The following is a 26013-nucleotide window of genomic DNA, read 5'->3' as shown; positions in this document are numbered from 1 at the left end:
ATCTCATGCTACTTATTTATCTTCATGTTCAGCTTTTTCATGATTAAGCTCTGACATAGCGAAAAAATCTTTCAAGGTGAAATAGCTCAATACAAGCATTCCCACCGTAACAAAGAACTCACCAGGTAAACTGAAGAATTTAATGATTGATAGCACTGCTAAAAGTAGGAGCAATGCTAAGGTAGCCATGACAAAGAGAAGATTCATGGTGTTTTTTACCGACTTTGGTGCAATAAAGAAATAGAATGATGCAATCAATATAGCAACAATCAGATAAAACATCTCTTCTCCTCTCTATATATTATTCAGCTTCTGCTGCTTTTTTCTTACGTTTATTGGCTTTATCACGCTCTGCTTTATTCAAAATTTGTTTACGCAAGCGGATAGATTCAGGCGTTACTTCCATGTACTCATCGTCATCCAAGAATTCAAGTGATTCTTCAAGAGTCAAGATACGTGGAGTCTTGATAACAGCCGTTTGGTCCTTAGTTGCTGAACGCACGTTTGTCATTTGTTTTGCTGTAGTGATATTGACACCAAGGTCATTTTCACGAGCATTTTCACCAACAATCATACCTTCATAAACTTCAGTACCTGGGTTAACAAAGATTGTACCACGTTCTTCGATACGCATGATTGAGTAAGTTGTCGCTTTACCTGTATCGATAGAAACAAGGGCACCACGGTGACGGCCACCAATTTCACCAGCAACAACTGGCAAGTATTGGTCGAAGGTGTGGTTCATGATACCGTAACCACGTGTCATAGACAAGAATTCAGTAGAGAATCCAATAAGTCCACGAGCTGGTACGAGGAAGATAAGACGTGTTTGACCGTTACCAACCATCTGCATATCAAGCATATCACCTTTACGTTCTGAAAGGGCTTGGATGATAGAACCTTGGTACTCTTCTGGAGTATCAATTTGAACACGTTCAAATGGCTCACATTTCACACCATCAATTTCTTTGATGATAACTTCTGGACGAGATACTTGAAGTTCGTATCCTTCACGACGCATTGTTTCGATAAGGATTGACAAGTGCAATTCACCACGACCTGAGACAGTCCATTTATCTGGTGAATCAGTTGGATCAACACGAAGAGAAACGTCTGTTTGCAACTCTGCCAAGAGACGCTCTTCAACCTTACGTGATGTCACGTGTTTACCTTCACGACCTGCAAATGGTGAGTTATTAGCCAAGAAAGTCATTTGAAGTGTTGGTTCGTCAATACGAAGAACTGGCAATGGTTCAACAGCATCAGTTGGTGTAATTGTTTCACCAACGAAGATGTCTTCCATACCTGAGATGGCAATCAAATCACCAGCTTTTGCTTCTTCAATTTCACGACGTTCCAAACCAAAGAAACCGAAAAGTTTAGTAACACGGAAGTTCTTTGTTGTTCCGTCAAGTTTTGAAAGGGTAACTTGGTCACCAACTTTTACAGTTCCACGGAAGATACGTCCAATACCGATACGTCCAACGAAATCATTGTAGTCAAGAAGTGACACTTGGAATTGAAGAGGCTCATCTGAGTTATCTACAGGAGCTGGGATGTGGTCAATAATAGTGTCAAAGATTGGAGCCATAGTGTGCTCTTGATCAGCAGGGTTATCCGACAATGATGATGTTCCGTTAATCGCTGAAGCATACACAACTGGGAATTCCAACTGATCATCATCAGCACCAAGCTCGATGAAAAGTTCAAGAACTTCATCAACAACTTCTTCAGGACGAGCTGATGGTTTATCAATCTTGTTAACAACAACGATAGGTGTCAAGTTTTGCTCGAGTGCTTTTTTCAACACAAAACGTGTTTGAGGCATTGTACCTTCGTAGGCATCGACAACAAGGACAACCCCATCAACCATTTTCATGATACGTTCAACTTCTCCACCGAAGTCCGCGTGACCTGGTGTATCCATAATGTTGATACGCGTACCGTTATAAGCAACGGCTGTATTTTTGGCAAGGATTGTAATTCCACGTTCTTTTTCAAGATCGTTTGAGTCCATTGCACGCTCATCAAGCTCTTTACGCTCGTCAAGAGTGTGTGATTGTTTCAACAATTCATCAACAAGTGTTGTTTTACCGTGGTCAACGTGGGCAATGATGGCTACGTTACGGATATCTTCTCTAAGTTTAGTCATTTTTTCCTCTTTAATTTTTATTTCAACTTTTAAAGTATACCACATTTTCAACAAAATGGCAGAGCTCAGCTGATTGTAAACGTTTTTCAACAAGAAAAAGGTGCTGTCCACCTATAATTGGTCAGACACACCTTCTGTCATTCATTAGTTATCAATTGTAAGTGCAAGGCTAGCAGCTCCAATGATACCAGCATCATTTCCAAGCTCTGCTAATTTCACTTTTGTTGTACGGCGAACTTGTGGGAATGCATAACGTGTAAAGTATCCTTCAACACGGCTACGCAAGAATTCACCAGCTGCTGAAACACCACCACCGATTACAACTGAATCTGGGTTAAGAATATTTGAGATATTTGCTGTTGCAAGTCCTAGGTATTCAGAGACTTTGTCAACGATGCTATTAGCAAACTTGTCGCCTTCGGCAGCGGCAACGAAAATATCTTTACTTGTTACTTGCTCACCATTATCTACAGCAGCTTTAATAGAAGAGTTACCTTCATATCCTTCTGCTAAATGACGTGCCAAACGTACGACACCTGTTGCAGAAGCTACAGTTTCCAAGCATCCTTTGTTTCCGCAAGTACATTCAAATCCTGTTTCAGGCTCAACGATAATGTGGCCAATTTCACCACCAGCACCGCCAACACCATGAATCAAGTTACCATCAGCGATAACGCCGCCACCAACTCCTGTTCCTAATGTCACAAAGACAACATCAGGATTGTTAGCACCAGCACCAACCCAACGTTCACCGAGGGCAGCAACGTTAGCATCATTATCAATGGCAAATGGAATACCGAGTTCTTTTTCGATGACAGATCCAACTTCTTGAGTTTCTGCCCAGTTCAAGTTGAAGGCACCAGTAACCGTTTTATTTTCACGATCAACAGCTCCTGGAGAACCCATACCAATTCCAATGAAATCTTCTGCAGTAAGTCCGTACATTTCCAAACGGTGTTTCAAAGACTCCACGATGTTAGGGACGATGTGACGACCATTTTCAAGCGTATTTGTTTCAATCGCCCATTTTTCTTGCACTTCACCTTCTGAAGTCAAAATACCAAATTTAACAGTTGTTCCACCAAGGTCAATTCCCAAGAGTTTTTTACTCATTTTCTTTCTCCATTTCAATGCGATGTTCACGTCGTAAAATCATTTCAGCAGTAAGGTAGCTGTCCTTGTCCACCAAACCATTCTGGTAGAGGGCTTCTAATTCAATCTTCATCATTTCGATATCATAGAGCCTTTTTCCCAGGTAAACTACTATGCCAAACTGTTTCAACAACTGTTGAACGTCATATAAAGTTTTCATAGCAATATTTTAGCAAAAAGCTTCTGCCATGACAAGATAGTTTTGAAAACCTTTACAGATTATTGTATACTTCAAAAAAGACCTAAGTCATTTAGACTCAGGTTATTGACAATTCGGGCAAATCCCATGTAAAATCATCTGTTCACGAGTAATGCGAAATCCAGTTTGTGATTCTACCTCTTCCTTGAAAGACGGAATCGGTAAGTCTAAGTCAGTAATGTGACCACATTTTTCACAAACAATGTTTAAGTGGTCATGTCCCATAAAATCATAATAGGTTGTATTATCATTATTAACCTTGATTTCAGAGACAATCCCTTCTTCAACCAACACCTTCAGGTTGTTATAGACCGTCGCCAAACTCATCCCAGGATTGTCAGGGAGTAGGTCATAATATATCACATCTGCACTAGGGTGTTGATCAGACATCATCAAATAGCGAATAACAGCTTTACGAGATTCCGTCAACCGAATTCCTTTAGCTTTTAACTGATTCAGGACATCTTCATAAACGCCTAGACTACGTCGATGCTCAGACATATCGCCGCCTCCCTTCGTCTAAAAGTATTTTATGTCTATTATACACTTTTAGAGGAACTCTTGACAATCATCTTAACTCAAAAATGCTTATCTCAAGCCTGGAGCTTGTCCAAGTTCTGCAGTCAACATCCAGATTGTCTTATCAATTTCAGATTTAGCTGCAGTGAAGATATCATTTGAAGGAGCATCTCCTTCTTCATCTGTGATATCCAAACCAACTTGGAACAAGACTGACAAATATTTGTATGTATCAACCAATAATTGGATTTGATCAGACATTGGTTTATCAAATGTACCAGTAGTTTCAGTCAAGCCTGAATTAGATGAAAATTCTACCAAAGTTGAGTATGGTTCCCCACCAATAGTAATCAAACGTTCACTAACAACATCAAGGTGAGCATTCAAACTATCCATCAATTCATCCATTTTTGGATGAAGATAGAGGAAACCAGGACCACGCATATACCAATGAACTTGGTGAACAATTGAAGCTGCTACAGACAAATCAGCGACTGCTTGATTCAAAACTGCTTTAGTTTTTGTATATGAAGGTGTTTCAGCTTGTTGGTTAACTGTTTCATTGATTGTTTCTTTAATTGAATCTACCATATTAATACTCCTTATTTAGAATTACTATTATTTATACTTTTATTTTAGAATATTTCTAAATAAGATGCAAGTAAAATGCTTTTTCTCACTCTTTTTCGAATAATTAGGTATGTTAAGTATTATTTATTTTTTTCTAGGAGCCTCTTTTGGTTCATTCATCGGACTAATTTGTGATCGTTTTCCTGAGAGGTCGATTATTTTCCCTAGAAGTCACTGTAGCCATTGCAAGCATCAGCTGCGTTTTTTCGAGATGATTCCTATCCTCTCACAACTTTTCTTAAGATTTCGATGCCGTTCATGTCAGACTCCTATCCCTTTTCGTTACCTCTTTATGGAATTATTTTGTGGGGGAATATGCCTGCTATATTTCTATGACTTTTTGAGTCTTGAAGTAACCTACTTTCTTTACTTCAGCCTTTGTCTATCAATTTTTGATTTGAAACATAAATCCTATCCACTTCTGATTTGGATAGTTGGAACAGTCCCACTCTTATTCATGGGCAACTACTACCTCTCATTTGCCTTGGGGATAATCCTCGCCATCCTTTCTTATATGAAACATCTAAATATTGGGGAAGGAGATTTTCTCTACTTAGCAAGTGCCTCACTAATTTTCCCATTTTCAAAAATACTACTTATTATCGAAATTGCCTGCCTATTAGGACTAGCTTACTTCCTTCTACAAAGAAATCTCAAGGAATGCATCGCATTTGTCCCATTTCTTTTTCTAGGGATATTACTTCTTACTTTTTGTTCAATTATATAGAAAAAAAGCCGATAAATTCGGCTTTTCTTTATTAGTTCATATTGACACGGTGCCACTCATTAATGACATAAGAGAGCATTCCTAATTGTTGGAGACCCCAACCGCTGATTTCATCTGAATTTTCAGTTGATCCACCAAGGTAACGTGTATAGATTGCAACCATATAAGGTGTATCTTCCATAACGATAGCATCAACGTTAAGTGCTTCACGAACGTAACCTGGTTTTTGATAAATCGTTAAACCTGGAAGGTAAGTCTTGTAATACTCATTCGGGAATGACTCACCAATGTAGTGGAGAATATCCTTGTAATTATCTTGATGTTTCCAGAGATAATCCAAAACTTGAATGTAATAATCTGTTGTTGTCTTATTACCATGCATTTGGATAGTCTTCACTTCACCTTTTGATTTACCGTATTTATCGAGCATGCCATAGAATTTTTCCATACCACCAAGGCGTTCCGCCAAAGCGTAGGCAGGAGTATTCTCAGAGTATACAAGAGAATATTCTTGCATCTCTGGAATAGTCATTGAACCACCGAAAGCAGCAACATAATTATCATGTTCACCTTGGTATTCATACTCAGTATTAGTAATATCAAAACGTTCAGTTAAAGAAAGTTTACCCTTATTAACCTCATCCATGACAAGCATGTTTAATGGCAATTTATAAGTTGATCCTGCAGTCATTGGCTGAGTATCATTCATAGAGAATTGCTCATTTGTCTTGGTATTTTTATATGAAAAGGCAATTTGGCTAGACTCAATACCTTGGTCAGCCATAAATGCTTCAACTACTTGGTTCAATGTCATGTTAGCATAATCATAATACAAACCATTACCATACATAGTATCTGCATCTGCTTCCATGACTGCTTGTTTAGCTTCGGCTGATTTATTTGTTGGAGTTACCTTTTCCTCTTTTTCTTTGTCTTCTTTTTTAGTGACTTTAGAACTAGATCCGAAGATATTTCCAAGGCCACCAGTGTGACCAGCTTGTTTACCACGTCCTGCTAAAGCAAGCATGGCAACAAACAAAAGAATTACCAAAACACCTAGGAAGGCTAAGATAAGATATGCTTTTTTATCATCACGAGATGATTTTGATTTAGCTTTAGATTTCTTAGAGCGCTTACTTCTAAGTGCCAAGGTTTCAGTTTTTGCTTCGTTTTCCTTGTGTTCAACTGGTACTACTGTTTCCTCAGCTGACTTCTTGTCTACTGATTTTTTAGAAGTCTTTTTAGCATCTTTTTTCGATGATTTTTTCTTGTCTTTCTTGGCGCCTTTTTTGACATCTTTTTTAGTATCTTTAGTGTCTTTTTGGACGTCTTTTTGAAGGTCTTGTTTTACCGAATCTTTCTTTTTATCTTTAGTTTTTCGGCGGCTTCCACTATACTTTTTGCTTGAATGTTTTTTCTTTTTTTTCATAACAATAATAGTTTAAGCTATAATTCACTAAAAAGCAAGGAGATTTTACAATCATATTACAAAAAAATTATCCCCAATAGTGAGGATAATTTTAAACTTATTTAGCTGCTGAATAAAGCTCAGCAACTTTATTCCAGTTGATGATTTCAAAGAAAGCTTTGATGTAGTTTGGACGTACGTTACGGTAGTTTAGGTAATATGCATGTTCCCAAACATCAAGTGCCAAGATTGGTTTCTTACCATCTGAGATAGGGGTGTCTTGGTTAGCTGTTGAAACGACTTCAAGCTTACCTTCAGCGTTAACAACAAGCCATGCCCAACCTGAACCAAAACGAGTTGTTGCTGCTGCTGTGAAAGCTTCTTGGAAGGCTTCAAATGAGCCGAAAGCTTCGTTAATAGCAGCTGCTACTTCTGCAGTTGGTTCTTGTTTTTCAGGAGACAAGAGTTCCCAGAAAAGTGCGTGGTTAAGGTGTCCACCACCATTGTTAATAAGTGCTTGACGAATATCTGCTGGAATTTGTTCCACGTCAGCCAAAAGTGCTTCGAGATCTTCACCAATTTCTGGGTGTTTTTCAAGAGCAGCATTAGCATTTGCTACATAAGTTGCGTGGTGTTTATCGTGGTGAAGAGTCATTGTTTCAGCATCAATGTATGGTTCCAAAGCATCGTAAGCGTAAGGAAGGTCTGGAAGGATAATTGCCATAGTAAAGGTCCTCTTTTCATTTTTTCTTCATTTTACCGTAAAGTGGTAGAGCTTTCAAAAATTTTGCTTACAAAATCAAAGAAAACTCCAAATCTCTAGCGGTTTGATACGATTTTTAAAAATGCTAAATCAAACAAGTAATCTTTATCTAAAGTTCCTGTCTTTATCTGGTAATCTGTCTCTACTAAAATCTTAATCGTCTTTTTTAAGAATGCTACTGATAAGGGACGACTATCTCTCAGAGCAAAACGAACCTGAAATTGATTGACTTTACGCCCTAAATAATCTGACAGACTTGAAACAATCTGCTGCTCACTTTTGCCTTGAGCAGATAAGAGTTTAACCTGTAAATAGGTACGAAATTGTCCCAACATCACAGCAATCAACTTAATCTCATCTTCACCCTGAAGCCGTAAATCATGCACTAATTCACGAACACTCTGAATCTGTCCTCGCAAAAGAAGTTGCGTCATATCAAAAATGTTATCTTGCAAACTTTTCGGAATAGCCTCAGCAATATCTTGCGATGAGATATTTCCTTCCGTTTTATACCCCTTTAGAAAAGCTAAGTTTTTTTGAACATCTGAAAAGTCAAAATTTGACTTAATCAAAAGTTCCTCAAAGACTCCTGTATCAAATGTAAGCCCCTCTTGATGCGCCTGCTTTTGAAAATAGGTTCTAAGTTCTGCATCTTTTAAGGGACTGGCTTCAAGCACCATGGCATCACGCTTGAGTAGTTTGACTAAACGACGCTTTCCATCTAGCTTTCCTGCAGACATTAAGACAAGACGTGTTGTTTCAACAGGAGACTCAAAATAATTTTCAAGGCGCTTCAACTCTTTCTCATCCAGATACGATTTTTTAGCAGTAGTCATATCCGTGAAATGGTCAAAAATGACCACCTTCTCATCTGCAAAAAAAGGCATGCTTTCTAAATCGAGCTCAGCATCTTGATAATCAGTCTCAGACATATCAAAATAAGAATAGGTTAAGTCACTGGGATCAAAACCAATTTGTTTTAAAAATTTTTCTTTTGCTTGACTATACTGCCCTAAATCCTCGCCCGCCAAGACCGTTATCATGGGGAGCTTTTCTTTGGACAGCTTTTCAATCGTTTCCATAGCAATCATGGTTTTATTATAACAGATTTTTCACCATAACAAAAAGCCCACCACCAAAGTGATGAACTTTACTTTATTAACCAGAGTTACGAAGACCTGTTGCAATACCATTGATGGTAATGTGAATAAGGCTAATTTCGTCATCGGTCAAATCATTGTTACGAAGACGTTTAATCAATTCAATTTGGATGTAGTTCAAGACATTGAAGTATGGTAAACGGAAGTCCAAACTTGCTTTAAGCGATGGACTTTCATCAAGGAAGCCATCATGTTTTTCAATAGCAAGAATAACATCCTTAGTCAACTGCCACTCATCCAAAATAATATTGAAGACACTACGTACTTCTTCACTCTCTGCCAATTGTGCATAGTGGAAGGCGATATTCATGTCTGATTTTGAAAGAACCATGTCCACGTTTGACAAAAGTGAACGGAAGAATGGCCATGTTTCAAACATATGTTGAAGTTTCTCAAGGTTGCCTTCTTCAGCTTGGATAAAGCGATTAAAGGCAGAACCCACACCATACCAACCTGGGAACATGATACGGTTTTGTGACCATGAGAATACCCAAGGAATCGCACGAAGACCAGAAATCTCAGTAATAGTCTTACGAGCTGCTGGACGAGAACCGATATTCAAGCTTGACACTTCTTTAATAGGGCTTGCTTCAAAGAAGTAGTCATAGAAATGTTCGTTTCCAAAGACAAGATCACGATAGATAACATTAGAATCATTAACAATACCGTCCATAATTTCACGGAAATCAACCAATTCATCTGGGTCCGCAATTTGACGTGTTACCATACGGTCAAGGGCAGCTGAAACAAGCATTTCAAGATTGTAGTAGGCAGCATCCTTATTACCATATTTATTACCGATAACTTCCCCTTGTTCAGTCAAACGGATACGGTCCTTAATAGTACCAAATGGTTGAGACGTAATAGCATCGTATGATGGGCCACCACCACGACCAACAGTACCACCACGGCCATGGAAGAAGGTAATCTTAATACCACGCTCTTCACCAATCTTAGTCAATTCGTTTTGAGCTTTGTAAAGCGTCCAACCTGAAGATAAGTAACCACCATCTTTGTTAGAGTCTGAGTAACCCAACATGATTTCTTGGTAATTATTGCTATTCTTGATCCAACGTTTAACGATATCATAACCAAGATATTGTTTCATGATATCATTAGAGTTTTCCAAGTCTTCGATAGTTTCAAAAAGTGGAACAATTTGGACACGCGCACGTTCTGTATCAACCAAGCCAACTTCTTTAAGAAGGATAGCCAACTCAAACATATCAGAAACGCTCTCAGTGTGAGAAATGATATGTTGTTTGATGACATCTTCACCGATATAGTCTTTCAAGAGACGAGCAGTGCGGAAGATTGCCAATTCTTTTTCAAGTGTTTCAGACTTAGGCACATTAGTTGATGACAAGGTACGAGGATCTTCTTGCAATTCTTTAAGAAGAACAGCAACCTTTTCAACCTCTGTTAATTCACTATAGTTATCAACAATATTTGCAGATTTAAGCAACTCTGCTACACATGCTTCATGAACACTTGAATCTTGACGCATATCGATTGTAGCAAGATAGAAACCAAAGACTTCTACAGCTTGAAGAAGCTCTTCGAAATCACCTGAAATCAAGACAGCATCGTCGTTTTCAAGAAGTGAATTTTTGATTGCCAAAAGATCATCATGGAAGTCATCTGCTGTTTCGTAGAATTCTGTTGTTTGTTGTGAGACAGCTTGAAGACTTTGGCTGAGACGTTGTTGCACGTAATCAGCTACTACTTCACCTGTTGAAGCTGAACCCAGACGAACATTTTCAGAAAGACGTTTGGCAACGCTTTCCTTGGTAAAGTTTCCTTCTTTAAAGAAAAGAAGTGTCTGAATCAACTTAGACTGGATGTAACTGAAAGCACGACGGTAAGGTTCATTTTCACGATAAACAGATGTATCTGGAGAATGTTTCGCCATCTCTGCTACTGTATCTGAAACCTCAGTTAAGCGTGATGAGAGGGAAAATGAACGGTAAAGATTATCAACTTTTTCGATATAGTAGTTGAGGATAACTTCACTTTGCAATGTTGCAGAAAGTTTAAGAGTTTCTGCTGTTACAAATGGGTTCCCGTCACGGTCACCACCAATCCACATACCCATAGTAATAGGGGTTGGATTGTCGAGTTCAATACCTTTTTCAACTGCTAAACGTTTGAATTCATGTGATAGGTTCGTAATCGCCTTAATCAATGAGGAGTTGTAATACTCCATAACGTTAGTGATTTCGTTTTTAACCTTAAGTTTTTTCTCACGAATGATATCTGTTTGCATCATAATTTCTACATAACGACGCAAATCTGCATACCATTTATCCTTGTTAATAAGACCAGCCTTAACATCACGATGCTTACGGAGAAGTTCGTGAATGTGGTTAGTCAATTCAAGCATAGTTTTACGTTGAACCTGAGTTGGGTGAGCTGTCAAAACTGGCACGACATTGACATGTTCAAGAATGTCACGTGCATTATCACTTTCAGCGACAACATCAAAGGTTTCAGACAACTTACCTAGATAAGATTCATCAATATTGTTCTTGTGGTTGACTTCATAAGCCAAATCCACGTCCTCAGAGATATTAATCAAGAGAGGTAACAAAGAGAAATAACGTGATGCAACGACCATATCGTCATTCGTCATTTCTGAAATGGCTTGTGTAAGGGCCACATAGTCACCTTCATCATAAAGTTCAACCAAATGTTGGATAGTTGTGAGACCTTGCTCTCCAGCCATGCCTCGTGTTGCATCATCCAACAATTCTTTCAAGATACCAACTTCTTCAGAGATGATTTCCTGGTTGTTACTGCTTTCCAATTTGTTAAAAGCCAAACCGTATTCTCCTTACTTTATGTAGTACCCTTTTATCATATCACTTTTAAAACAAAAGTAAACTATTTTCCTTTAAATCGTCAGTTATTTTGCAATTTTCCGACTTTTTCAAACAATTTTTTAAGTCTATTTCCGAACTTTATAAAAAAAAGACTCTGAAACAGAGTTCAGAATCTTAATTATACTTTTTTTGATAGAATTTGATTTCATCGCCATCTTCAACCTTAAGTTGGTTGGCTGCTTTTTCACCAAGTTTCCCATTAACATCAAACATCCAATAGATGCCTTTATCTTTATCTTGAGAAATACCATCAATCTCAGTGATGAAGCCATCGTTTTCTTGAACAGGATATACCTCTTCCAAGACATCAAGCACTGTATCCCCTTTTTGGATTTCTACTGATTTTTTCTTACTTTCCTTATCTGTTTTCAAAATCAAAGTCACTTGACCTTGAACCTTAGACTGATGATTGTTTGTGCTACTAGTAAGTTTAGCTGCCTCATTTTTTCCACAGGCTGCTAGGGTAACAAGTGATAAGGCAAGAAAGATATAGGTTAATAATTTTTTCATTTCAAAAACCTCCTAAAAATAGACTGGATGAATGGATAAAATAGAAGCGTCGATACTGCATGATAGGTGTCGTAAAGTAGACCAGAAATAACAAAGGTAATCCCACTTTTAAATAGAAGGCCATACCCGTAATCAAGGAGAACCCCATAGAAAAAGGACAAAAGAGTTACCAAAGCAATCTGCCAGACAAGTGATAACCTAGGTGCCATCAAACTCCAAAGAGCCATCAAGACGCCGAAGGTCAGAATCTGATTAAAGACCCAAGGACCAAAACCAAAGATGAATCCTGAGATGGACATGGTTAAAGCCATAATCAATAGACCATCAACCAAACCCAAATAAAGAACAGCCACAAAAAACATAGCTGTAATAGGCTGAATATTTGGCAATCCTATAAATGCTGACCGCAATCCTACCGCCAGAGCTGACAGAATGGCAATTCGAGCCATTCGTTGAATCGTTAGTTTCATATATCTATTATGCCAGAAATAAGGAAATATGACTAGTTTTAAAAAATAAAAACTAAAGATTTCTTGAAATACAGAGTGAAATCGTACAAATTGTAAAAATAATGTTCCTTGTAGCCTCTCCCAAATATCAAACAGTTTGATCAGGCTGAATATTTGATATAAAAAATGTACTCTCATTCACTATCCTCTGTCATCTTGATAACACTACATAATTCAGTTAAGTTAATTACAAAAGTTAACTTGACTTAATTATTATTTTAAAGTATATTAAACCCAAGGAGGTAGCTAATGATTCAAATTGAAAATATTAATGTGTCTTACCAACAGACATTAGCTCTGGATAATATCACCTTAAACTTGGAGGGACCTAGTATTACTGGAATTATTGGACCAAATGGTGCTGGTAAATCAACTCTAATTAAAACATTAATTGGTATTATTCCTCACTCTGGAAAAATCCTTTTCAATAAACAACCTATTCATCAGCAATTGAATCGTATTTCCTATGTTGCACAGAAGGCTGATATTGATTTTAACTTTCCGATTACTGTCAGAGAGTGCATCTCTCTAGGACTCTATCCCAAAACCAAGTTCTTTAAACGTCTATCTAAGAGTGATTGGTCTAAGGTCACAGATGCTTTAACACTACTCGGTCTAAATGATTTGGCTCATCGACAAATAAGCCAATTATCAGGAGGTCAATTTCAACGTGTTCTAATCGCTCGTTGTCTTGTACAAGAGGCTGATATTATTTTATTAGATGAACCCTTTGTAGGGATTGACTCTGTTAGCGAAGATATTATCATGAACACCTTGAGAGAACTTAGGGACAAAGGTAAGCTTATTCTTATTGTCCACCATGATTTGAGCAAAGTTCCTCATTATTTTGACCAAGTTATCCTCCTCAATCGTAAACTGATTGCTAGTGGGCCTACTAAAATTATTTTTAATGAGGATAATCTCCGTAAAACCTACGGTAACAGTTTATTTTATAAAGGAGATGTAAATGATTTCTGAATTTATTGATGGTTTGCTAAATTTCCACTTCTTACAAAATGCTCTTATAACGGCTTTAGTTATTGGAATTGTCGGGGGTGCTGTTGGTTGTTTTATTATTCTAAGAGGGATGTCACTTATGGGTGATGCAATTTCACATGCGGTTCTACCTGGGGTAGCCATTTCCTTTATCTTGGGTATTAACTTTTTCATAGGAGCCATCATCTTTGGACTTTTAGCTTCTACAATGATTACCTATATCAAAAGTAATTCCATTATTAAGAGTGACACGGCAATTGGGATTACCTTTTCGAGCTTTCTAGCTCTCGGTATTATTCTCATCGGTGTTGCTAATAGTTCCACAGATCTCTTTCATATTCTCTTCGGGAATATTCTAGCTGTACAAGACATGGACATGTGGATAACGATTATCGTTTCACTTCTCGTACTAGCAACTATTACAATCTTCTTTCGCCCTCTACTCCTAACATCCTTTGATCCAATTTTGGCCAAGTCAATGGGAGTTAAAGTCTCCTTCTACCATTACTTACTGATGGTTATTCTAACCTTGGTTGCTGTAACTGCCATGCAAAGTGTCGGTACTATTCTTATTGTGGCACTTTTAATTACACCGGCTGCGACTGCCTACCTTTATGCTCATAGCCTAAAAACAATGATTCTTCTCTCATCAGGATTGGGGGCTTTGGCATCTGTTCTAGGTCTTTTTATAGGCTATAGTTTTAATATTGCAGCTGGTTCGTGCATTGTATTAACGTCTGCTCTACTCTTTCTCATCAGCTTTTTCATCGCCCCTAAACAAAGTGGCATGAAAAAAACTTATAAACAATAAAATAATAGGATGAAAATAATATGAAAAAAATACTATCAACAATAGTACTACTACTTTTAGCGGTAGTTACTCTAACAGCTTGTACCAATAAACAAGGCAGTAGCAAGGATAAATTACGAGTCGTTACGACCAATTCCATTATTGCCGATATCACCAAAAATATTGCTGGAGATAAAATCACTCTCCACAGTATTGTACCCGTTGGTAAGGATCCTCACGAATACGAACCTCTTCCTGATGATGTAAAGAAGACATCGCAAGCTGACTTGATTTTTTACAACGGCATCAATTTAGAAACTGGTGGAAATGCTTGGTTTACTAAGTTAGTCAAGAATGCTCATAAGACAGAAAATAAAGATTATTTTGCAGTTAGTGATGGTGTTGAGGTAATTTACCTTGAAGGTCAATCAGAAAAAGGTAAGGAAGATCCCCACGCTTGGCTTAATCTGGAAAATGGGATTATTTATGCTCAAAATATTGCCAAGCAACTGATTGCTAAGGACCCTAAAAACAAGACCTTCTACGAAAAGAATCTAAAATCCTATACTGACAAACTTAGTAAACTGGACCAAGAAGCTAAAGAGACATTTAACAAGATTCCCGATGAGAAAAAACTGATTGTCACTAGTGAAGGATGCTTCAAATACTTCTCTAAAGCCTATGGCGTACCATCTGCCTACATCTGGGAAATCAATACAGAAGAAGAAGGCACACCAGACCAAATCAAAACACTCGTGGAAAAACTACGTCAAACAAAGGTACCAGCTCTCTTTGTCGAATCCAGTGTCGATGAACGCCCTATGAAAACAGTATCTAAGGATACCAATATTCCTATTTATGCAAAGATCTTTACAGATTCTATTGCTGAAAAAGGGCAAGACGGTGATAGCTACTACAACATGATGAAATATAATCTGGATAAAATCACCCAAGGCTTGAATCAGTAAAAATCTCATCTAAGAAATATTCTGTATTCTTATGATAAATCTGTTATACTAAGGTGAGACTATTTTCAAAGGAAGAGAAATGACACCTAACAAAGAAGACTACCTCAAATGTATCTATGAGATTGGTACTGAAGAAGGTAAAATAAGCAATAAGGAAATCGCAAACCGTATGCAGGTGTCTCCACCTGCTGTGACGGAAATGATTAAGAAATTGATTTCAGAAGACCTCATCATCAAAGACAAAGTCAAAGGCTATCTTCTAACGAAAACTGGTAAAATCAATGTTGCTGAACTCTATCGGAAACATCGCCTCATCGAAGTCTTTTTGGTGGACCACTTGCAATATACTTGTGACCTAATTCATCAAGAGGCTGAAATTTTAGAGCATACTGTCTCTGATCACTTTATCAATGCCCTTGACCGCCTACTCAATTACCCCCAAACCTGTCCACACGGTGGGCAAATCCCCAAGTCAGGTCAGCTCATAGAGGAAATCTACAACCAGACTTTTACACAAGACCTAACTCCTGGAGACTATGTACTTCGTCGAGTTCAGGATCAAATTGATTTACTCCATTATTTGGAAACTGTCGGTCTTAAAATTGGAGTAACTTTTACCTTGAAAGGCTTTGACCCTTTTACACAACTCTACCGCCTGAATATTGATGGAAAAGAAATTCAAATTCCAGAAACTGTTGCTAGCAACCTTTATATTGAATCAAACTAAAAAAGCGAGGCTGATAAACACCCTTAGAAGTGTCATCAGTCTCACTTTTTTTACATTTGTTTCAAGCGTTCCACCCGTTCTGAAATTGGTGGGTGCGTATAAAAGAGCTTCTGCAAACCAGATTCCTTTTTAGGATCATTGATATAGAGAGCTGCGCTAGCATCATCCACGTGATGTTGCATCGGTTCACTATGATCAAGTTTAAGCAGAGCATTAATCATACCTTGTGGGTTACGTGTCAATTCGACGCTAGAAGCATCAGCTAGAAATTCACGCTGACGTGAAATAGCCAACTGAACCAGGGTAGCTGCCAAAGGCGCAAGAATAATGGCAATCAAGGAAATAATGAGAAGAATAATCTCCAAGCCACTACTTCCATTACGGTCATCATCATTACGACGACGGCCTCCACCCCAGAACATCATATTGCGAGCCATACCAGCTAGCATGGTGATGGCAGATGCCAAGGCAACTGCAATAGTCGAGATACGGATGTCATAGTTACGAATATGGCTGACTTCGTGCCCTATGACCCCTTCAAGTTCCTCACGATTCATAACTGCAAGAAGACCTGTCGTAGCAGCCACAGCAGCATTTTTAGGGCTAGACCCCGTCGCAAAAGCATTCATTGAAGGATCATCGACAATAAAGACACGTGGCATCGGTATTTGTGCCACCATAGCCATATCTTCAACCACATGATAAAGGTTTGGAGCGGTTTGTTCATCAACCTCTCGTGCACCATTCATAGCCATAACGACATTGGTTGATTGGAAAATCATGGTAACGGCATAGATAAAACCGATAACTAGAGCAAGAATCAAACCACCGAAGCCTGAACCTAACCAAAGATAGCCGACACCATAACCAACAAGGCCCAACAAGAGGAAAAAGACCAGGAGCAAAAGCCAAGTCTTTCTCTTATTTCGAGCAATCTGATCAAATAACATATTAGTTACCTAGTCCACTGAAATCAACCTTAGGAACAGCTTTTTCTTCTTCAGGTGTTTCAAGGAATTCAGCAGCCTTAAAGCTAAACATCTTAGCAATAACATTGCTTGGGAATGTTTCCAATTTCACATTGTAGTTACTTGTTACACTGTTATAAAGTTGGCGTGAATAGGCAATTTTGTTTTCAGTGTTCGTCAACTCTTCTTGAAGCTGGCTGAAGTTGGCACTAGCCTTAAGGTCAGGGTAACTTTCAGCAACCGCAAAGATTCCAGAAACCTGGCGTGTCAATTCATCACTAGCACGCATCGCTTCTGCTGGTGAAGTCGCAGCTGCTACTTGATTACGAAGTTCTGCTACTTTTTCAAGCGTTGAACCTTCGTATTTTGCATATCCCTTTACAGTCTCAATCAAGTTAGGAAGAAGGTCATTACGACGTTTCAATTGAACATCAATTTGACTCCATGCCTCCTTAGTCTGCATACGGCTTTTAACCAAGCCGTTATAACTTGCAATAACAAAAATTACAAGAACAACGATAATGGCAATAATAATCCAAATCATATTTTTATTCCTTTCTTGTACTGAAAAAGAGTCAATTAACCTCTCTTTCAAGTATCTTTGATAGTCTCAGTATATCAAATTTTCAGATAAAAGTGGTAAAATCTGAGTCGTTTTACAAAAAAACTGGACAAGATGTCCAGCTTTTGTATTACTCTTTAGACGTGTGTCGTTTACCTTGGGCTAGGGCATCTGCTTCTGTCATTGTAACGACATTTGCTTTGTTGGTATTGCTAGGCATACTGTTGATGTCATACCAATAAACATCTGCTGTACCATGACGCGCCACATAAACTGTTCGACTTTCTTCTTGTGCAGGTTGCACAGGCTCTGGTTCAGAACTTGGTTGTTCAGTCACCTGTGAACTCTCAGAACTAGGCTCAGATGGTGCTTCAGTAAATTCAGTAACCGTATTTGTCGCTGTCCCATCTGCATAATTGATTTCTGCATTTGGTGATTGGTTATCCAAGATAACATGCGTAACTCCCTGACTGTCAAGAGTCTCCTTATCTCCACCAAGTTTAATTTCCAAGAGATTTCCAGAACCATCAATACCAACATACTGAAGTTCTACTTGACGAGGCAACAACTCGTCTCCACTGTAGATAGCTGTTACCTTATAGTCTAACCAATAGTTAGGGTGGAGTGCTAGCCAGTTATCCAAGCGATTCTCATAATAAAGCATACCTGACTGATTACCTTCGTCGGTTCCTTTATAATTTCCAGAATTCAACCAGGCAGTCATAGGTACTAAATTCTTGCCCTCGTCATTGACACCAGAAAACTGATAGCCAATCAAATGCCCTCGATTCATTAGCCAAGATTTTGATTTACCGTCACCATAATAAAACTTATAGTTATGCCATCCTACAGGATCATATTTTATTTTACCGGGACGCTTATTCTTCGGCTCGTCCTTATCTTGTAACTGTATATGAGCACTGCGGGCACGTCCTAGCTGGTCCTTCTCCTCCATGACAAACTGCTTTTGACCATTAAAAGCCAAGATACCATTGTTCTCATCCGCTTGAACCACTTGAGAGCTCACAGCCAAAGATTGTTTGCTAGTATCTAATGAAAATCCGAATCCTAAAGTAAATACTAAAACAAGGAGAGCAAATAAACAAATCCTACTATTTCTTTTTTCTTTCATCATCTTAACTCCTTAATTTTTCTTATCACTTTAATTATACAGAACCAAATCAAAGTGGATGATTAAAAATAAAGAATAATGACATTAGGTATCTTAGATCTTGCTTAAAAACAAAAACACCCAATTTAATGGATGCTTCTTATCTATTACTTACCTGCTTTTTTACCTTGTTTTGTAAGATAAACTGTAGATATACTTAGTGCTGCAGCAACTCCGACAAGTAGGAAGACCGTTGTCGTATTAGACTTACCTTTTTCTTTTGAAGTGCTAGCTTGGCTTTCAGAACTCTTGGCCACCTGTTTTGCCTCAGTTGCTTTATCAATACGAGCGACATTCTTAGGTGTGTCATCCTTCTTGCTTTCCGCCAATTCTGACAAATCACTGCTAATCTCTTTGGCAACACCTTCAGAGCTTGTAAGTGATGCCACTTCTGAAGCTAATGTTTCATAGGCCATAACCGCCATGACTTTACTTGCAATCACATCCACAGACTTCTCATTCAAAAGAGAATTAAAGCGAATAGCTTCTGAGGCGAGCTGACTGCTTGTTACAGAGATTTTTAGGTCATTGTTATAAGCGACTTGACTATTTGGCGAGATGCTGACAACTTCAGATGTACGTGCTGTTGTTGGAGCTTCAGAAAGTTTGACATCGACCTGACTTGTTGAACCTTTTTCAATAACTTCTGAAGAAACCTCGCTAATCGGATCCTTTTGTGTACTTTCTGAAGTTGGAGATTTCTCTGGGCTGTCAGAAGTAATTGCTACGTCAACCTGACTAGTAGATGAAGCTACCGAAGTTTCCTCATTCTTTGGTGACTCAGAGGCTGGAGCAGTTGAGCTTGCCTCACTCTTTGGTGTTTCTGATGTTGAAGTCTCAGAAACTACTTCACTAGTTGATGCTTCGGAAACTGGAGTGCTTGAACCTACCTCACTCTTTGGTGTTTCTGAAACTGAAGTCTCGGAAATCACCTCACTGTTGGATGCTTCGGAAACTGGAGTGCTTGAACCTACTTCACTCTTTGGTGTTTCTGATGCTGAAGTTTCAGAAGCCACTTCACTTGTTGATGATTCAGAAATTGGAGTACTTGAGTTTTCTTCACTCTTTGGTGTTTCTGATGCTGAAGTTTCAGAAGCCACTTCACTGTTAGATGCTTCAGAAACTGGAGTGCTTGAACTTGCCTCACTCTTTGGTGTTTCTGAAACTGAAGTCTCAGAAACTACTTCACTAGTTGATGTTTCTGAAACTGGAGTGCTTGAACTTTCCTTACTCTTTGGTGACTCGGAAACTGAAGTCTCTGAGATCACTTCACTGTTAGATGCTTCAGAAACTGGGGCAGTTGAGCTTGCCTCACTCTTTGGTGTTTCTGATGTTGAAGTTTCAGAAACCACTTCACTTGTTGATAATTCAGAAACTGGAGTGCTTGAACTTGCCTCACTATTTGGTGTTTCTGAAACTGAAGTCTCTGAGATCACTTCACTGTTAGATACTTCAGAAACTGGAGTGCTTGAACTTGCTTCACTCTTCGGTGCTTCAGAAATTGAAGTCTCAGAGACTGGATTATTGACAGGCTTTGGTTCAGGTTTTGTTGGAGAAACTGTTGAGACAGCCCCAACAATCGTCGCCTTATTGTCAATCGTATTATTAGATAAACGGATTTCTCCATTACCATTGTCACCCATCTCAAAGTTTTTGGTAATCACTGGATCAGCCAAGGTATTCAATAGTTTATTATCGTAGACATTGACATTCTTGATTGTTCCACGAACTTGTTGGAAATCAATGGCACCACGATGGAGGTTATAGAGGTCATTAGTTGTCCCTGAACGTAGAATGGTATTGTCATGAATCTTAATTCCAGAATCATTGAGGTCAAAATTGTGACCTGCAAAGACTGTGTTCACACGAATACCTGCTCCAGCAAAGACGTCCTTGATGAGGTTTCCTGAGATTTCATGACCCTTACCACCAAAAATACCGATACCAGCCGCACGCCAGCCTGATTCAATGGTGTTGTTGAGGAATTTATTATTTTCCTCGGCTGCGGCATTTGTCCCATCTGAAATACTTGACCAGATAGCCAAACCATCATCACCATTCCCACGGATGTTAGAGTTTTTTACCGTTGAATTCTTGGTTCCTTGAGCAAAGTTAATACCATCAGCCAAGTTATTACGGATACGAGCGTTTTCAATAACAAGACCGTCCGTATACTTCATATTTCCCGTCTGGTCGTAGTCTCCAATCCACATACCAACTTCAAAATGCTGAACCCAGATGTCATGAATTTTCGAATCCTTGCCAAGTGTTCCCGAAATAGCCTTGTACTGTGCATCCTCGTTATAACGAGAGGTCAAGTTGGAATCCATATAAAGATTGCTCAACTCAATACCATTACTATTATGACCGAAGACAATTCCACCACCATAGCGTTTATCACTTGTAAAGTGCAGTTGTGTATGCCAAACACCAGCACCTGAAATTTTTAGATTATCAGCTTCGATATTAACTTGTTTGTCGAAATTGAAACGTCCCTCTGGAATATAGACAGATTTTCCGCTAGCTTTAGCTTCCTCAACAGCCGCAAGTAGGGCAGCTGTGTCATCACTATCATCATTGGCAGATGCACCCTTATCCACAATACTGATGCTATTTTCACCTTGGGCAACTGGCGCTGGAGCCTGTTCTAGCTCAATAAAATCAATACCATAAGGGACATTGTCATCTTTCTTCTTAACCAAAGAAATCTTATCACCAGATTTCAATTGGATGTCCTTGAGGAGAAGACGTGTCTCATCAAAACGGAAGCGTGCACTTGATCCATCAACGACTTGATCATATTCGTGGTCACCTTTAAGGTACTGCCATGCTGAGTGAGATGACAAATCAAGATTACCAACGCTTGAACCATTAACCTGCACATCCAACTGACCTGATGCACCATCAGGTATTGTATAACGCACATTCAAAGCATTGGCTGGCTCGGTGACATTGAAAGTAACTGCTGCATCTTTTTTAGGAAGCTCGACATAAGTTTGGTTCGTCGCTTCCACGGCCGTAGATTCCATGTCAGTTGACTGTTGGATTGTAGCTCCATTTTCGATAGTCGCATTTTCTGCTTCATGAGTCGTGTAAGGCATTTTGGCACCGTAGGCATCTGTGTTATACTCCTTGCCTTGTCCTTGACCCTCAGTCGCATTGGTTAAGACATTTGCTGACGTTCCTTGATATTGAGAGGTGCCTGTCTCAATCACTTGATCGATGGTCGGAGTCTGCTCAGCTGCTTGAACAGTCCTTACCTGAGGTTGAGACGGCATAATATTGGCAGGCTGAGAAGCTTGCACACTCTCTGATGCTAGCTCTGAAGTCGCCAACTGAGCTGTTGAAACCGCTTGAGGGGCCTGCGCTTGATTTGAAGCATCAGTCAAGTCACTAATCGATTGTGCCTCGTCAGCCTGAACTGCTTGCCCATTGGCAAGGGCCATGAAGCCAATCAAAGCCGATGCTGCCCCAATGGAATATTTTCGGATGCTGTACTTTGGTTTTGTTTTACTTTCTCTAAACAAGTTAATTCTCCCGATACTTTTTTTCACAATCTCTCCATTTTAGTTTTAAGCTATTCTCGAACTAAAAACAGAGACTCTTAAATATTTGATGTACTTAATGATGCTGTTGTTTCTTTAATCCAAAACAAACCAAAACAAATTATAAGTCATGAGAACACAAAATAAAAGGCTAAGTAATCCATTTTAACAAGGCCTTAACAAAAATGTCATATTAGAAAGTTCAGTTATTCATTTCTAAATTATAGTCTAAAAATGTCGCACAAAAAGGTAATTTCTTTCACGTGTAAGAAAGAGAAAACTCTAAACTTCCATAAAGGCTTATTTAGCAAGATTTATCGGCTAAAACAATCAAATTGTATTAAATCTGTTTTCTCAGATTTATGTCAAACGTTTGACAGTCTTTTTTAATTTTACGATTCAAAGTATTATTTTCCGAATGTTTAAGTATTACAAATGTTAAATACCCAAAAATAAAAAAAGAGACAAAAACTGCCTCTGACTTTTCAAATAAATGTTTATTCCTAACTGATTCTTACGATAACAATGTCTCTAATTCTTCAACCGATAAACCAGTCACATCCGATACTACTTCTAACGACAGACCTTTTGACAGCATCTTACGAATCAGTTCTAGTTGTCCCTCATAACGACCTCGTTCTAACCCTTGTTTAAGTCCACGCTCTAGTCCTTGCTCTAACCCTTGTTCCAAGCCTTCTTCACGTGCTTCATCAATAGCTGTTTCCATAGTCATGTCATAATTTTCTTGAATACGTATGCGTTCATCAATCATCGCCTTTTCCTCCTGTGTCCAGCTGGATGAATCCAGTAATGAATCGGCATGCGTGACCGCTTGACTAGGTTCCTTAGAAAATGGGAGATTTCCAAAAAACTCTAGCCACTGCCGCCCTTCATCCTTGATATGCTTATCTTTATTATACTTATCCAACTCTAAAAAGGCAATCTGAAGAAGGTTCTGACGTTTCCCGTCCTTATAGTAAGAATACAAAGGCTTGCCCGTCCGACTATTGGCCATCCAATAAGTATTAATCGGGGACTCCTCATCTGGCAACAAGGTCTTTTCCAAGATAGCTATGCCATAGACTGGTTCCATCTGCTCGTACATCTTATGCGTCTGTCCTTGTTGGCGTAATTGTTGCACATTTTCCACCAGCTGGTTAGCCAAATAATAATGAAAACGATTGAGAAAATAATGCTGCTTACGCACCTGAATCTCAATAATAACCTCAGTTTCATCATTCAACTTAGCTCGAACATCCACTGACGTTGAGAAAAGCTCATCCTCATCAAAGTCCTTTTTATGAAGCTGTGTCCCCTCCAAAATCTGGGCATCTACAACATCCAAATCCAAAATATCTCGAATAAATGTCACCGTCACTTCAGGCAGGCTGAAAATCTTCTTAGCCATGATATCCAAGGTCGGTGAGACATGCTTGTGTCTTTTTTCCATTTACCTCTCCTTAAGAAAAAATAGAGGGTTGGTCCCTCTACTTCTATCTATTCGGGAAAAGTTTTGGAATATGTAAGTTATCTTATTTTATCGCATTTTTTAATGCTTTTTGAAGTTCTTCATCAACTGCATAGACGTATAGGCCATTTACGCCACGTGTCAACAAAACATTTAACTCATTTTTTAATAATGTTTCTCCATAGTTTATCATTTCACCTGTTTCAAGTTTTCTGTTTTGAACAGCGCCTTTATTTTTACTCTTAGTAATATCAAATACGATTTTGCCGTTTCTATATTTCACGGATGGTCCGATAATAACACCAACATAGTTCAAGTCAAATCCTTGAACTGTAAACGTAGAACCTATTTCATTAATTGTTTGAGGTTGTTCTATCCAAGACAATTTTGCATATTTCTTATCTGCCTTTAATTGTTGATTCCAAGGAGCTTTCCAATCATCAATCTCTACAAACCATTTCGGAGTCGCCTGTTTCTTTTTCTCTTCAACAAATGGCCAATCATATGTAGCCACTAATCTAGAAATACCTAATTTTTGATCACTATCCTTTAATTTAATAGCATTTTGCAATTCCAACGGAGAATCAAAACACTTAATATCATATTGATTGTCTTTTTTTAATTCCTTAATTTCACCTTCATCAATAATATTACGAATCCAATTAACAGTTTCAGGATTAGCCTTTATTCTCATTTGATTACGTAATTGAATTAAATTTCCTTCTAGGTTTGCCTCATGTTCTAATTCTAAAAATGTATTATCAGTCCACATTTGAGATTTATTCATAATTTGTTTATCATCATAAACCAAAACAACTACTTTTGACTGCGCTAATAAATCTTTTAAATGATTTCCGCCGAGATATGCTTGATTTTTCGCAGTAAGAAGCAGATGCCCTTCGTCAACTATGACTACTCCAGCCTTGATTTTCTCTTTTCTCAAAGCGTTTAAAAATTGAGTAGGCTTCATCGCTACTTCCAAGCTTGAACCACTATTCCAATTTAATTTTCTTTCAATTTCTTTATATACACTTAATTGGTTGTTATGGTTTACAATAAGATTAATGTAATTATTATCTTTAATAAATGAAATATCATCAGAATTCAATAAATCATCTACCAAAGAACTCATTAAAACCGTCTTCCCTGCACCTGCTTCTCCTTTAACTAGAATAAGTGTCCCCTCTTCATTTTTACTAATTGAGGCACTTATTTTATTAATAATACTATTTTTAGCTTCAATTTGTTCTTCTGTCAATTTATGAAACGGAGATGCTTTGAAAATTGCTGAATTTCGAACAATACTCTCAGCAGGAAATAAATACTTATTTCTCTTTCTTAACGAATACCAAATTTTAAGAAAAATTGAATCTAACTCATCAGATGTATAATACTCATTTTGAGGATTTTCTTTTCTATTATGTACTCTTTTGACATTTTCAACACTTGATAAATAAAGCATCAAACGATTTTCTATATCTAGAGTTAACGACTTATTAAAATGATTGTGACCAATTACAAACATCTTCGTTGTAGAAGATGTCGCAAAATCTCTCCAATCATCTCTATCGTCTTTTTTTATATCATCAATTAAGTGTTGGCTAGTTCTCCGAATTATATCAGTTGTTTCTCCAACATATACACTAAATTGATTCTTGTTTTCATCATTAACAATGTAAACTACCGGATAATCAAATAGTAATTTTCTTTCATTTTTGTGCTCACTATATTTAAGTTGATTTTTAAGATTTACGAGAGAGTCGCTTGCATACTCTATTTCTCTTACAATTGGACTTTTTACTTTAACCATTATTTCTCCAATTCAGTATATTTTTTATTGTTACCCTTACTTAATTCTATAGGATATTTTTTTGTATTTATTTCAATTTTTTCTTTTATAATATCCTCAACATCCAAATTTAAATTATCTGCCATCATCAAAGAGTAAATCAATACATCAGCAAGTTCTTCCTTAATTTCATTAAGTGAGCTCTCTACAACTTCCTCTGAGTTTTTCCATTGGAACAACTCAAGAAGTTCACTTGCTTCTAGTGATATGGAGATAGCTAAATCCTTTTCATTATGAAATTTACGCCAATCTCTATCATCTCTAAATTGATTGATTTTATTCATTAATTCCTTCATCTTGTTACCTCGAAACTGTCGTAATCCCTTACATTATAGCATTTTCACGGGTTCTTTCATAG

General features: G+C 38.0%; 24 protein-coding genes. 5 read left to right on the top strand and 19 right to left on the bottom strand.

Annotation, left to right across the window (positions count from 1 at the left end):
• Positions 1-12 precede the first annotated feature (12 nt).
• From ACT170_RS01940 to ACT170_RS01915, 6 genes are all read right to left on the bottom strand, one after another.
• Positions 13-282: a DUF3165 family protein gene (locus ACT170_RS01940; protein ID WP_002884134.1), complete on the bottom strand. Its 270-nt coding sequence runs from the start codon at positions 280-282 to the stop codon at positions 13-15.
• A gap of 19 nt (positions 283-301) precedes the next feature.
• Positions 302-2152 (bottom strand): translational GTPase TypA, encoded by a 1851-nt coding sequence (gene typA, locus ACT170_RS01935; protein ID WP_002884130.1) that lies wholly within the window; start codon positions 2150-2152, stop codon positions 302-304.
• A gap of 144 nt (positions 2153-2296) precedes the next feature.
• On the bottom strand, positions 2297-3265 hold the full coding sequence (locus tag ACT170_RS01930) for an ROK family glucokinase (protein ID WP_002884020.1): 969 nt from the start codon (positions 3263-3265) through the stop codon (positions 2297-2299).
• A complete protein-coding gene (locus ACT170_RS01925) occupies positions 3258-3464 on the bottom strand; it encodes a YqgQ family protein (RefSeq protein ID WP_014634249.1) in 207 nt (68 codons plus the stop codon). Before ACT170_RS01925 ends, ACT170_RS01930 begins: the two co-directional genes overlap by 8 nt.
• Positions 3465-3566: 102 nt before the next feature.
• A complete protein-coding gene (locus ACT170_RS01920) occupies positions 3567-4004 on the bottom strand; it encodes a Fur family transcriptional regulator (protein WP_002884117.1) in 438 nt (145 codons plus the stop codon).
• Between the two features lie 87 nt (positions 4005-4091).
• The gene (locus tag ACT170_RS01915; protein WP_014634248.1) at positions 4092-4613 is read right to left on the bottom strand and encodes a Dps family protein; all 522 of its coding nucleotides are present in this window, start codon (positions 4611-4613) and stop codon (positions 4092-4094) included.
• Positions 4614-4722: 109 nt separating this feature from the next.
• Between ACT170_RS01915 and ACT170_RS01910 the strand changes: the two genes are divergently transcribed.
• Positions 4723-5379: a prepilin peptidase gene (locus tag ACT170_RS01910; protein WP_270281871.1), complete on the top strand. Its 657-nt coding sequence runs from the start codon at positions 4723-4725 to the stop codon at positions 5377-5379.
• 31 nt (positions 5380-5410) lie between these two features.
• On the opposite strand, the gene ACT170_RS01905 is transcribed toward ACT170_RS01910, so the two are convergent.
• The 6 genes from ACT170_RS01905 to ACT170_RS01880 form a co-directional block, all read right to left on the bottom strand.
• Positions 5411-6808: a serine hydrolase gene (locus tag ACT170_RS01905; protein WP_073687599.1), complete on the bottom strand. Its 1398-nt coding sequence runs from the start codon at positions 6806-6808 to the stop codon at positions 5411-5413.
• Positions 6809-6905: 97 nt separating this feature from the next.
• Positions 6906-7511 (bottom strand): superoxide dismutase SodA, encoded by a 606-nt coding sequence (gene sodA, locus ACT170_RS01900; RefSeq protein WP_002884006.1) that lies wholly within the window; start codon positions 7509-7511, stop codon positions 6906-6908.
• Positions 7512-7606: 95 nt separating this feature from the next.
• Positions 7607-8641, bottom strand: coding sequence for a DNA polymerase III subunit delta (gene holA / locus ACT170_RS01895; RefSeq protein WP_002884017.1), 1035 nt, complete (start codon positions 8639-8641; stop codon positions 7607-7609).
• Between the two features lie 67 nt (positions 8642-8708).
• Positions 8709-11531: a phosphoenolpyruvate carboxylase gene (ppc, locus tag ACT170_RS01890; RefSeq protein ID WP_444817967.1), complete on the bottom strand. Its 2823-nt coding sequence runs from the start codon at positions 11529-11531 to the stop codon at positions 8709-8711.
• A 175-nt stretch (positions 11532-11706) separates the two neighbouring features.
• Entirely contained in the window at positions 11707-12102 is a 396-nt protein-coding gene (locus ACT170_RS01885) for a DUF4430 domain-containing protein (RefSeq protein ID WP_002884044.1), read from the bottom strand.
• Entirely contained in the window at positions 12099-12572 is a 474-nt protein-coding gene (locus ACT170_RS01880) for a hypothetical protein (protein ID WP_002884097.1), read from the bottom strand. The genes ACT170_RS01885 and ACT170_RS01880 overlap by 4 nt, the downstream gene beginning before the upstream one ends.
• A 288-nt stretch (positions 12573-12860) precedes the next feature.
• Here ACT170_RS01880 and ACT170_RS01875 point away from each other — a divergent pair, with 288 nt between their 5' ends.
• The 4 genes from ACT170_RS01875 to ACT170_RS01860 all read left to right on the top strand — a co-directional run bounded on the left by ACT170_RS01875 (position 12861) and on the right by ACT170_RS01860 (position 16092).
• Positions 12861-13589: a metal ABC transporter ATP-binding protein gene (locus ACT170_RS01875; protein WP_444817966.1), complete on the top strand. Its 729-nt coding sequence runs from the start codon at positions 12861-12863 to the stop codon at positions 13587-13589.
• Positions 13579-14418 (top strand): metal ABC transporter permease, encoded by an 840-nt coding sequence (locus tag ACT170_RS01870; protein WP_080610407.1) that lies wholly within the window; start codon positions 13579-13581, stop codon positions 14416-14418. Before ACT170_RS01875 ends, ACT170_RS01870 begins: the two co-directional genes overlap by 11 nt.
• 20 nt (positions 14419-14438) lie before the next feature.
• Positions 14439-15365, top strand: a complete 927-nt coding sequence (locus ACT170_RS01865; protein WP_070476393.1) for a metal ABC transporter substrate-binding protein — start codon at positions 14439-14441, stop codon at positions 15363-15365.
• Positions 15366-15444: 79 nt separating this feature from the next.
• Positions 15445-16092 carry a metal-dependent transcriptional regulator gene (locus ACT170_RS01860; protein WP_037600899.1) on the top strand — a complete coding sequence of 216 codons (648 nt, stop codon included), beginning with the start codon at positions 15445-15447 and terminating at the stop codon, positions 16090-16092.
• A 50-nt stretch (positions 16093-16142) separates the two neighbouring features.
• On the opposite strand, the gene htpX is transcribed toward ACT170_RS01860, so the two are convergent.
• From htpX to ACT170_RS01825, 7 genes are all read right to left on the bottom strand, one after another.
• Entirely contained in the window at positions 16143-17042 is a 900-nt protein-coding gene (gene htpX / locus ACT170_RS01855) for a zinc metalloprotease HtpX (protein ID WP_002884129.1), read from the bottom strand.
• Between the two features lies 1 nt (position 17043).
• A complete protein-coding gene (locus ACT170_RS01850; protein WP_002884070.1) occupies positions 17044-17604 on the bottom strand; it encodes a LemA family protein in 561 nt (186 codons plus the stop codon).
• A 148-nt stretch (positions 17605-17752) separates the two neighbouring features.
• Positions 17753-18757 (bottom strand): DNA/RNA non-specific endonuclease, encoded by a 1005-nt coding sequence (locus ACT170_RS01845; protein WP_080610406.1) that lies wholly within the window; start codon positions 18755-18757, stop codon positions 17753-17755.
• Between the two features lie 143 nt (positions 18758-18900).
• The gene (locus ACT170_RS01840) at positions 18901-22320 is read right to left on the bottom strand and encodes a YSIRK-type signal peptide-containing protein (protein ID WP_444818050.1); all 3420 of its coding nucleotides are present in this window, start codon (positions 22318-22320) and stop codon (positions 18901-18903) included.
• Positions 22321-22852: 532 nt separating this feature from the next.
• A complete protein-coding gene (locus tag ACT170_RS01835; RefSeq protein ID WP_444817965.1) occupies positions 22853-23788 on the bottom strand; it encodes an Rpn family recombination-promoting nuclease/putative transposase in 936 nt (311 codons plus the stop codon).
• Positions 23789-23870: 82 nt separating this feature from the next.
• Positions 23871-25616, bottom strand: a complete 1746-nt coding sequence (locus ACT170_RS01830) for a DUF2075 domain-containing protein (protein ID WP_080610404.1) — start codon at positions 25614-25616, stop codon at positions 23871-23873.
• Positions 25616-25951 carry a nucleotide pyrophosphohydrolase gene (locus ACT170_RS01825; RefSeq protein WP_444817964.1) on the bottom strand — a complete coding sequence of 112 codons (336 nt, stop codon included), beginning with the start codon at positions 25949-25951 and terminating at the stop codon, positions 25616-25618. Before ACT170_RS01825 ends, ACT170_RS01830 begins: the two co-directional genes overlap by 1 nt.
• Positions 25952-26013: the final 62 nt, after the last annotated feature.

This window comes from Streptococcus sp. cx1, assembly GCF_052384325.1.
Lineage (GTDB): Bacteria > Bacillota > Bacilli > Lactobacillales > Streptococcaceae > Streptococcus > Streptococcus salivarius_G.
The sequence above is the reverse complement of the archived record's forward strand: the minus strand, read 5'-3'. Positions and strand labels throughout refer to the sequence as shown.

Coding starts and splice junctions, on each gene's coding strand:
- ACT170_RS01940 (WP_002884134.1), bottom strand. CDS start 282: ATGTTTTATCTGATTGTTGCTATATTGATTGCATCATTCTATTTCTTT.
- typA (WP_002884130.1), bottom strand. CDS start 2,152: ATGACTAAACTTAGAGAAGATATCCGTAACGTAGCCATCATTGCCCAC.
- ACT170_RS01930 (WP_002884020.1), bottom strand. CDS start 3,265: ATGAGTAAAAAACTCTTGGGAATTGACCTTGGTGGAACAACTGTTAAA.
- ACT170_RS01925 (WP_014634249.1), bottom strand. CDS start 3,464: ATGAAAACTTTATATGACGTTCAACAGTTGTTGAAACAGTTTGGCATA.
- ACT170_RS01920 (WP_002884117.1), bottom strand. CDS start 4,004: ATGTCTGAGCATCGACGTAGTCTAGGCGTTTATGAAGATGTCCTGAAT.
- ACT170_RS01915 (WP_014634248.1), bottom strand. CDS start 4,613: ATGGTAGATTCAATTAAAGAAACAATCAATGAAACAGTTAACCAACAA.
- ACT170_RS01910 (WP_270281871.1), top strand. CDS start 4,723: ATGTTAAGTATTATTTATTTTTTTCTAGGAGCCTCTTTTGGTTCATTC.
- ACT170_RS01905 (WP_073687599.1), bottom strand. CDS start 6,808: ATGAAAAAAAAGAAAAAACATTCAAGCAAAAAGTATAGTGGAAGCCGC.
- sodA (WP_002884006.1), bottom strand. CDS start 7,511: ATGGCAATTATCCTTCCAGACCTTCCTTACGCTTACGATGCTTTGGAA.
- holA (WP_002884017.1), bottom strand. CDS start 8,641: ATGATTGCTATGGAAACGATTGAAAAGCTGTCCAAAGAAAAGCTCCCC.
- ACT170_RS01885 (WP_002884044.1), bottom strand. CDS start 12,102: ATGAAAAAATTATTAACCTATATCTTTCTTGCCTTATCACTTGTTACC.
- ACT170_RS01880 (WP_002884097.1), bottom strand. CDS start 12,572: ATGAAACTAACGATTCAACGAATGGCTCGAATTGCCATTCTGTCAGCT.
- ACT170_RS01875 (WP_444817966.1), top strand. CDS start 12,861: ATGATTCAAATTGAAAATATTAATGTGTCTTACCAACAGACATTAGCT.
- ACT170_RS01870 (WP_080610407.1), top strand. CDS start 13,579: ATGATTTCTGAATTTATTGATGGTTTGCTAAATTTCCACTTCTTACAA.
- ACT170_RS01865 (WP_070476393.1), top strand. CDS start 14,439: ATGAAAAAAATACTATCAACAATAGTACTACTACTTTTAGCGGTAGTT.
- ACT170_RS01860 (WP_037600899.1), top strand. CDS start 15,445: ATGACACCTAACAAAGAAGACTACCTCAAATGTATCTATGAGATTGGT.
- htpX (WP_002884129.1), bottom strand. CDS start 17,042: ATGTTATTTGATCAGATTGCTCGAAATAAGAGAAAGACTTGGCTTTTG.
- ACT170_RS01850 (WP_002884070.1), bottom strand. CDS start 17,604: ATGATTTGGATTATTATTGCCATTATCGTTGTTCTTGTAATTTTTGTT.
- ACT170_RS01845 (WP_080610406.1), bottom strand. CDS start 18,757: ATGATGAAAGAAAAAAGAAATAGTAGGATTTGTTTATTTGCTCTCCTT.
- ACT170_RS01835 (WP_444817965.1), bottom strand. CDS start 23,788: ATGGAAAAAAGACACAAGCATGTCTCACCGACCTTGGATATCATGGCT.
- ACT170_RS01830 (WP_080610404.1), bottom strand. CDS start 25,616: ATGGTTAAAGTAAAAAGTCCAATTGTAAGAGAAATAGAGTATGCAAGC.
- ACT170_RS01825 (WP_444817964.1), bottom strand. CDS start 25,951: ATGAAGGAATTAATGAATAAAATCAATCAATTTAGAGATGATAGAGAT.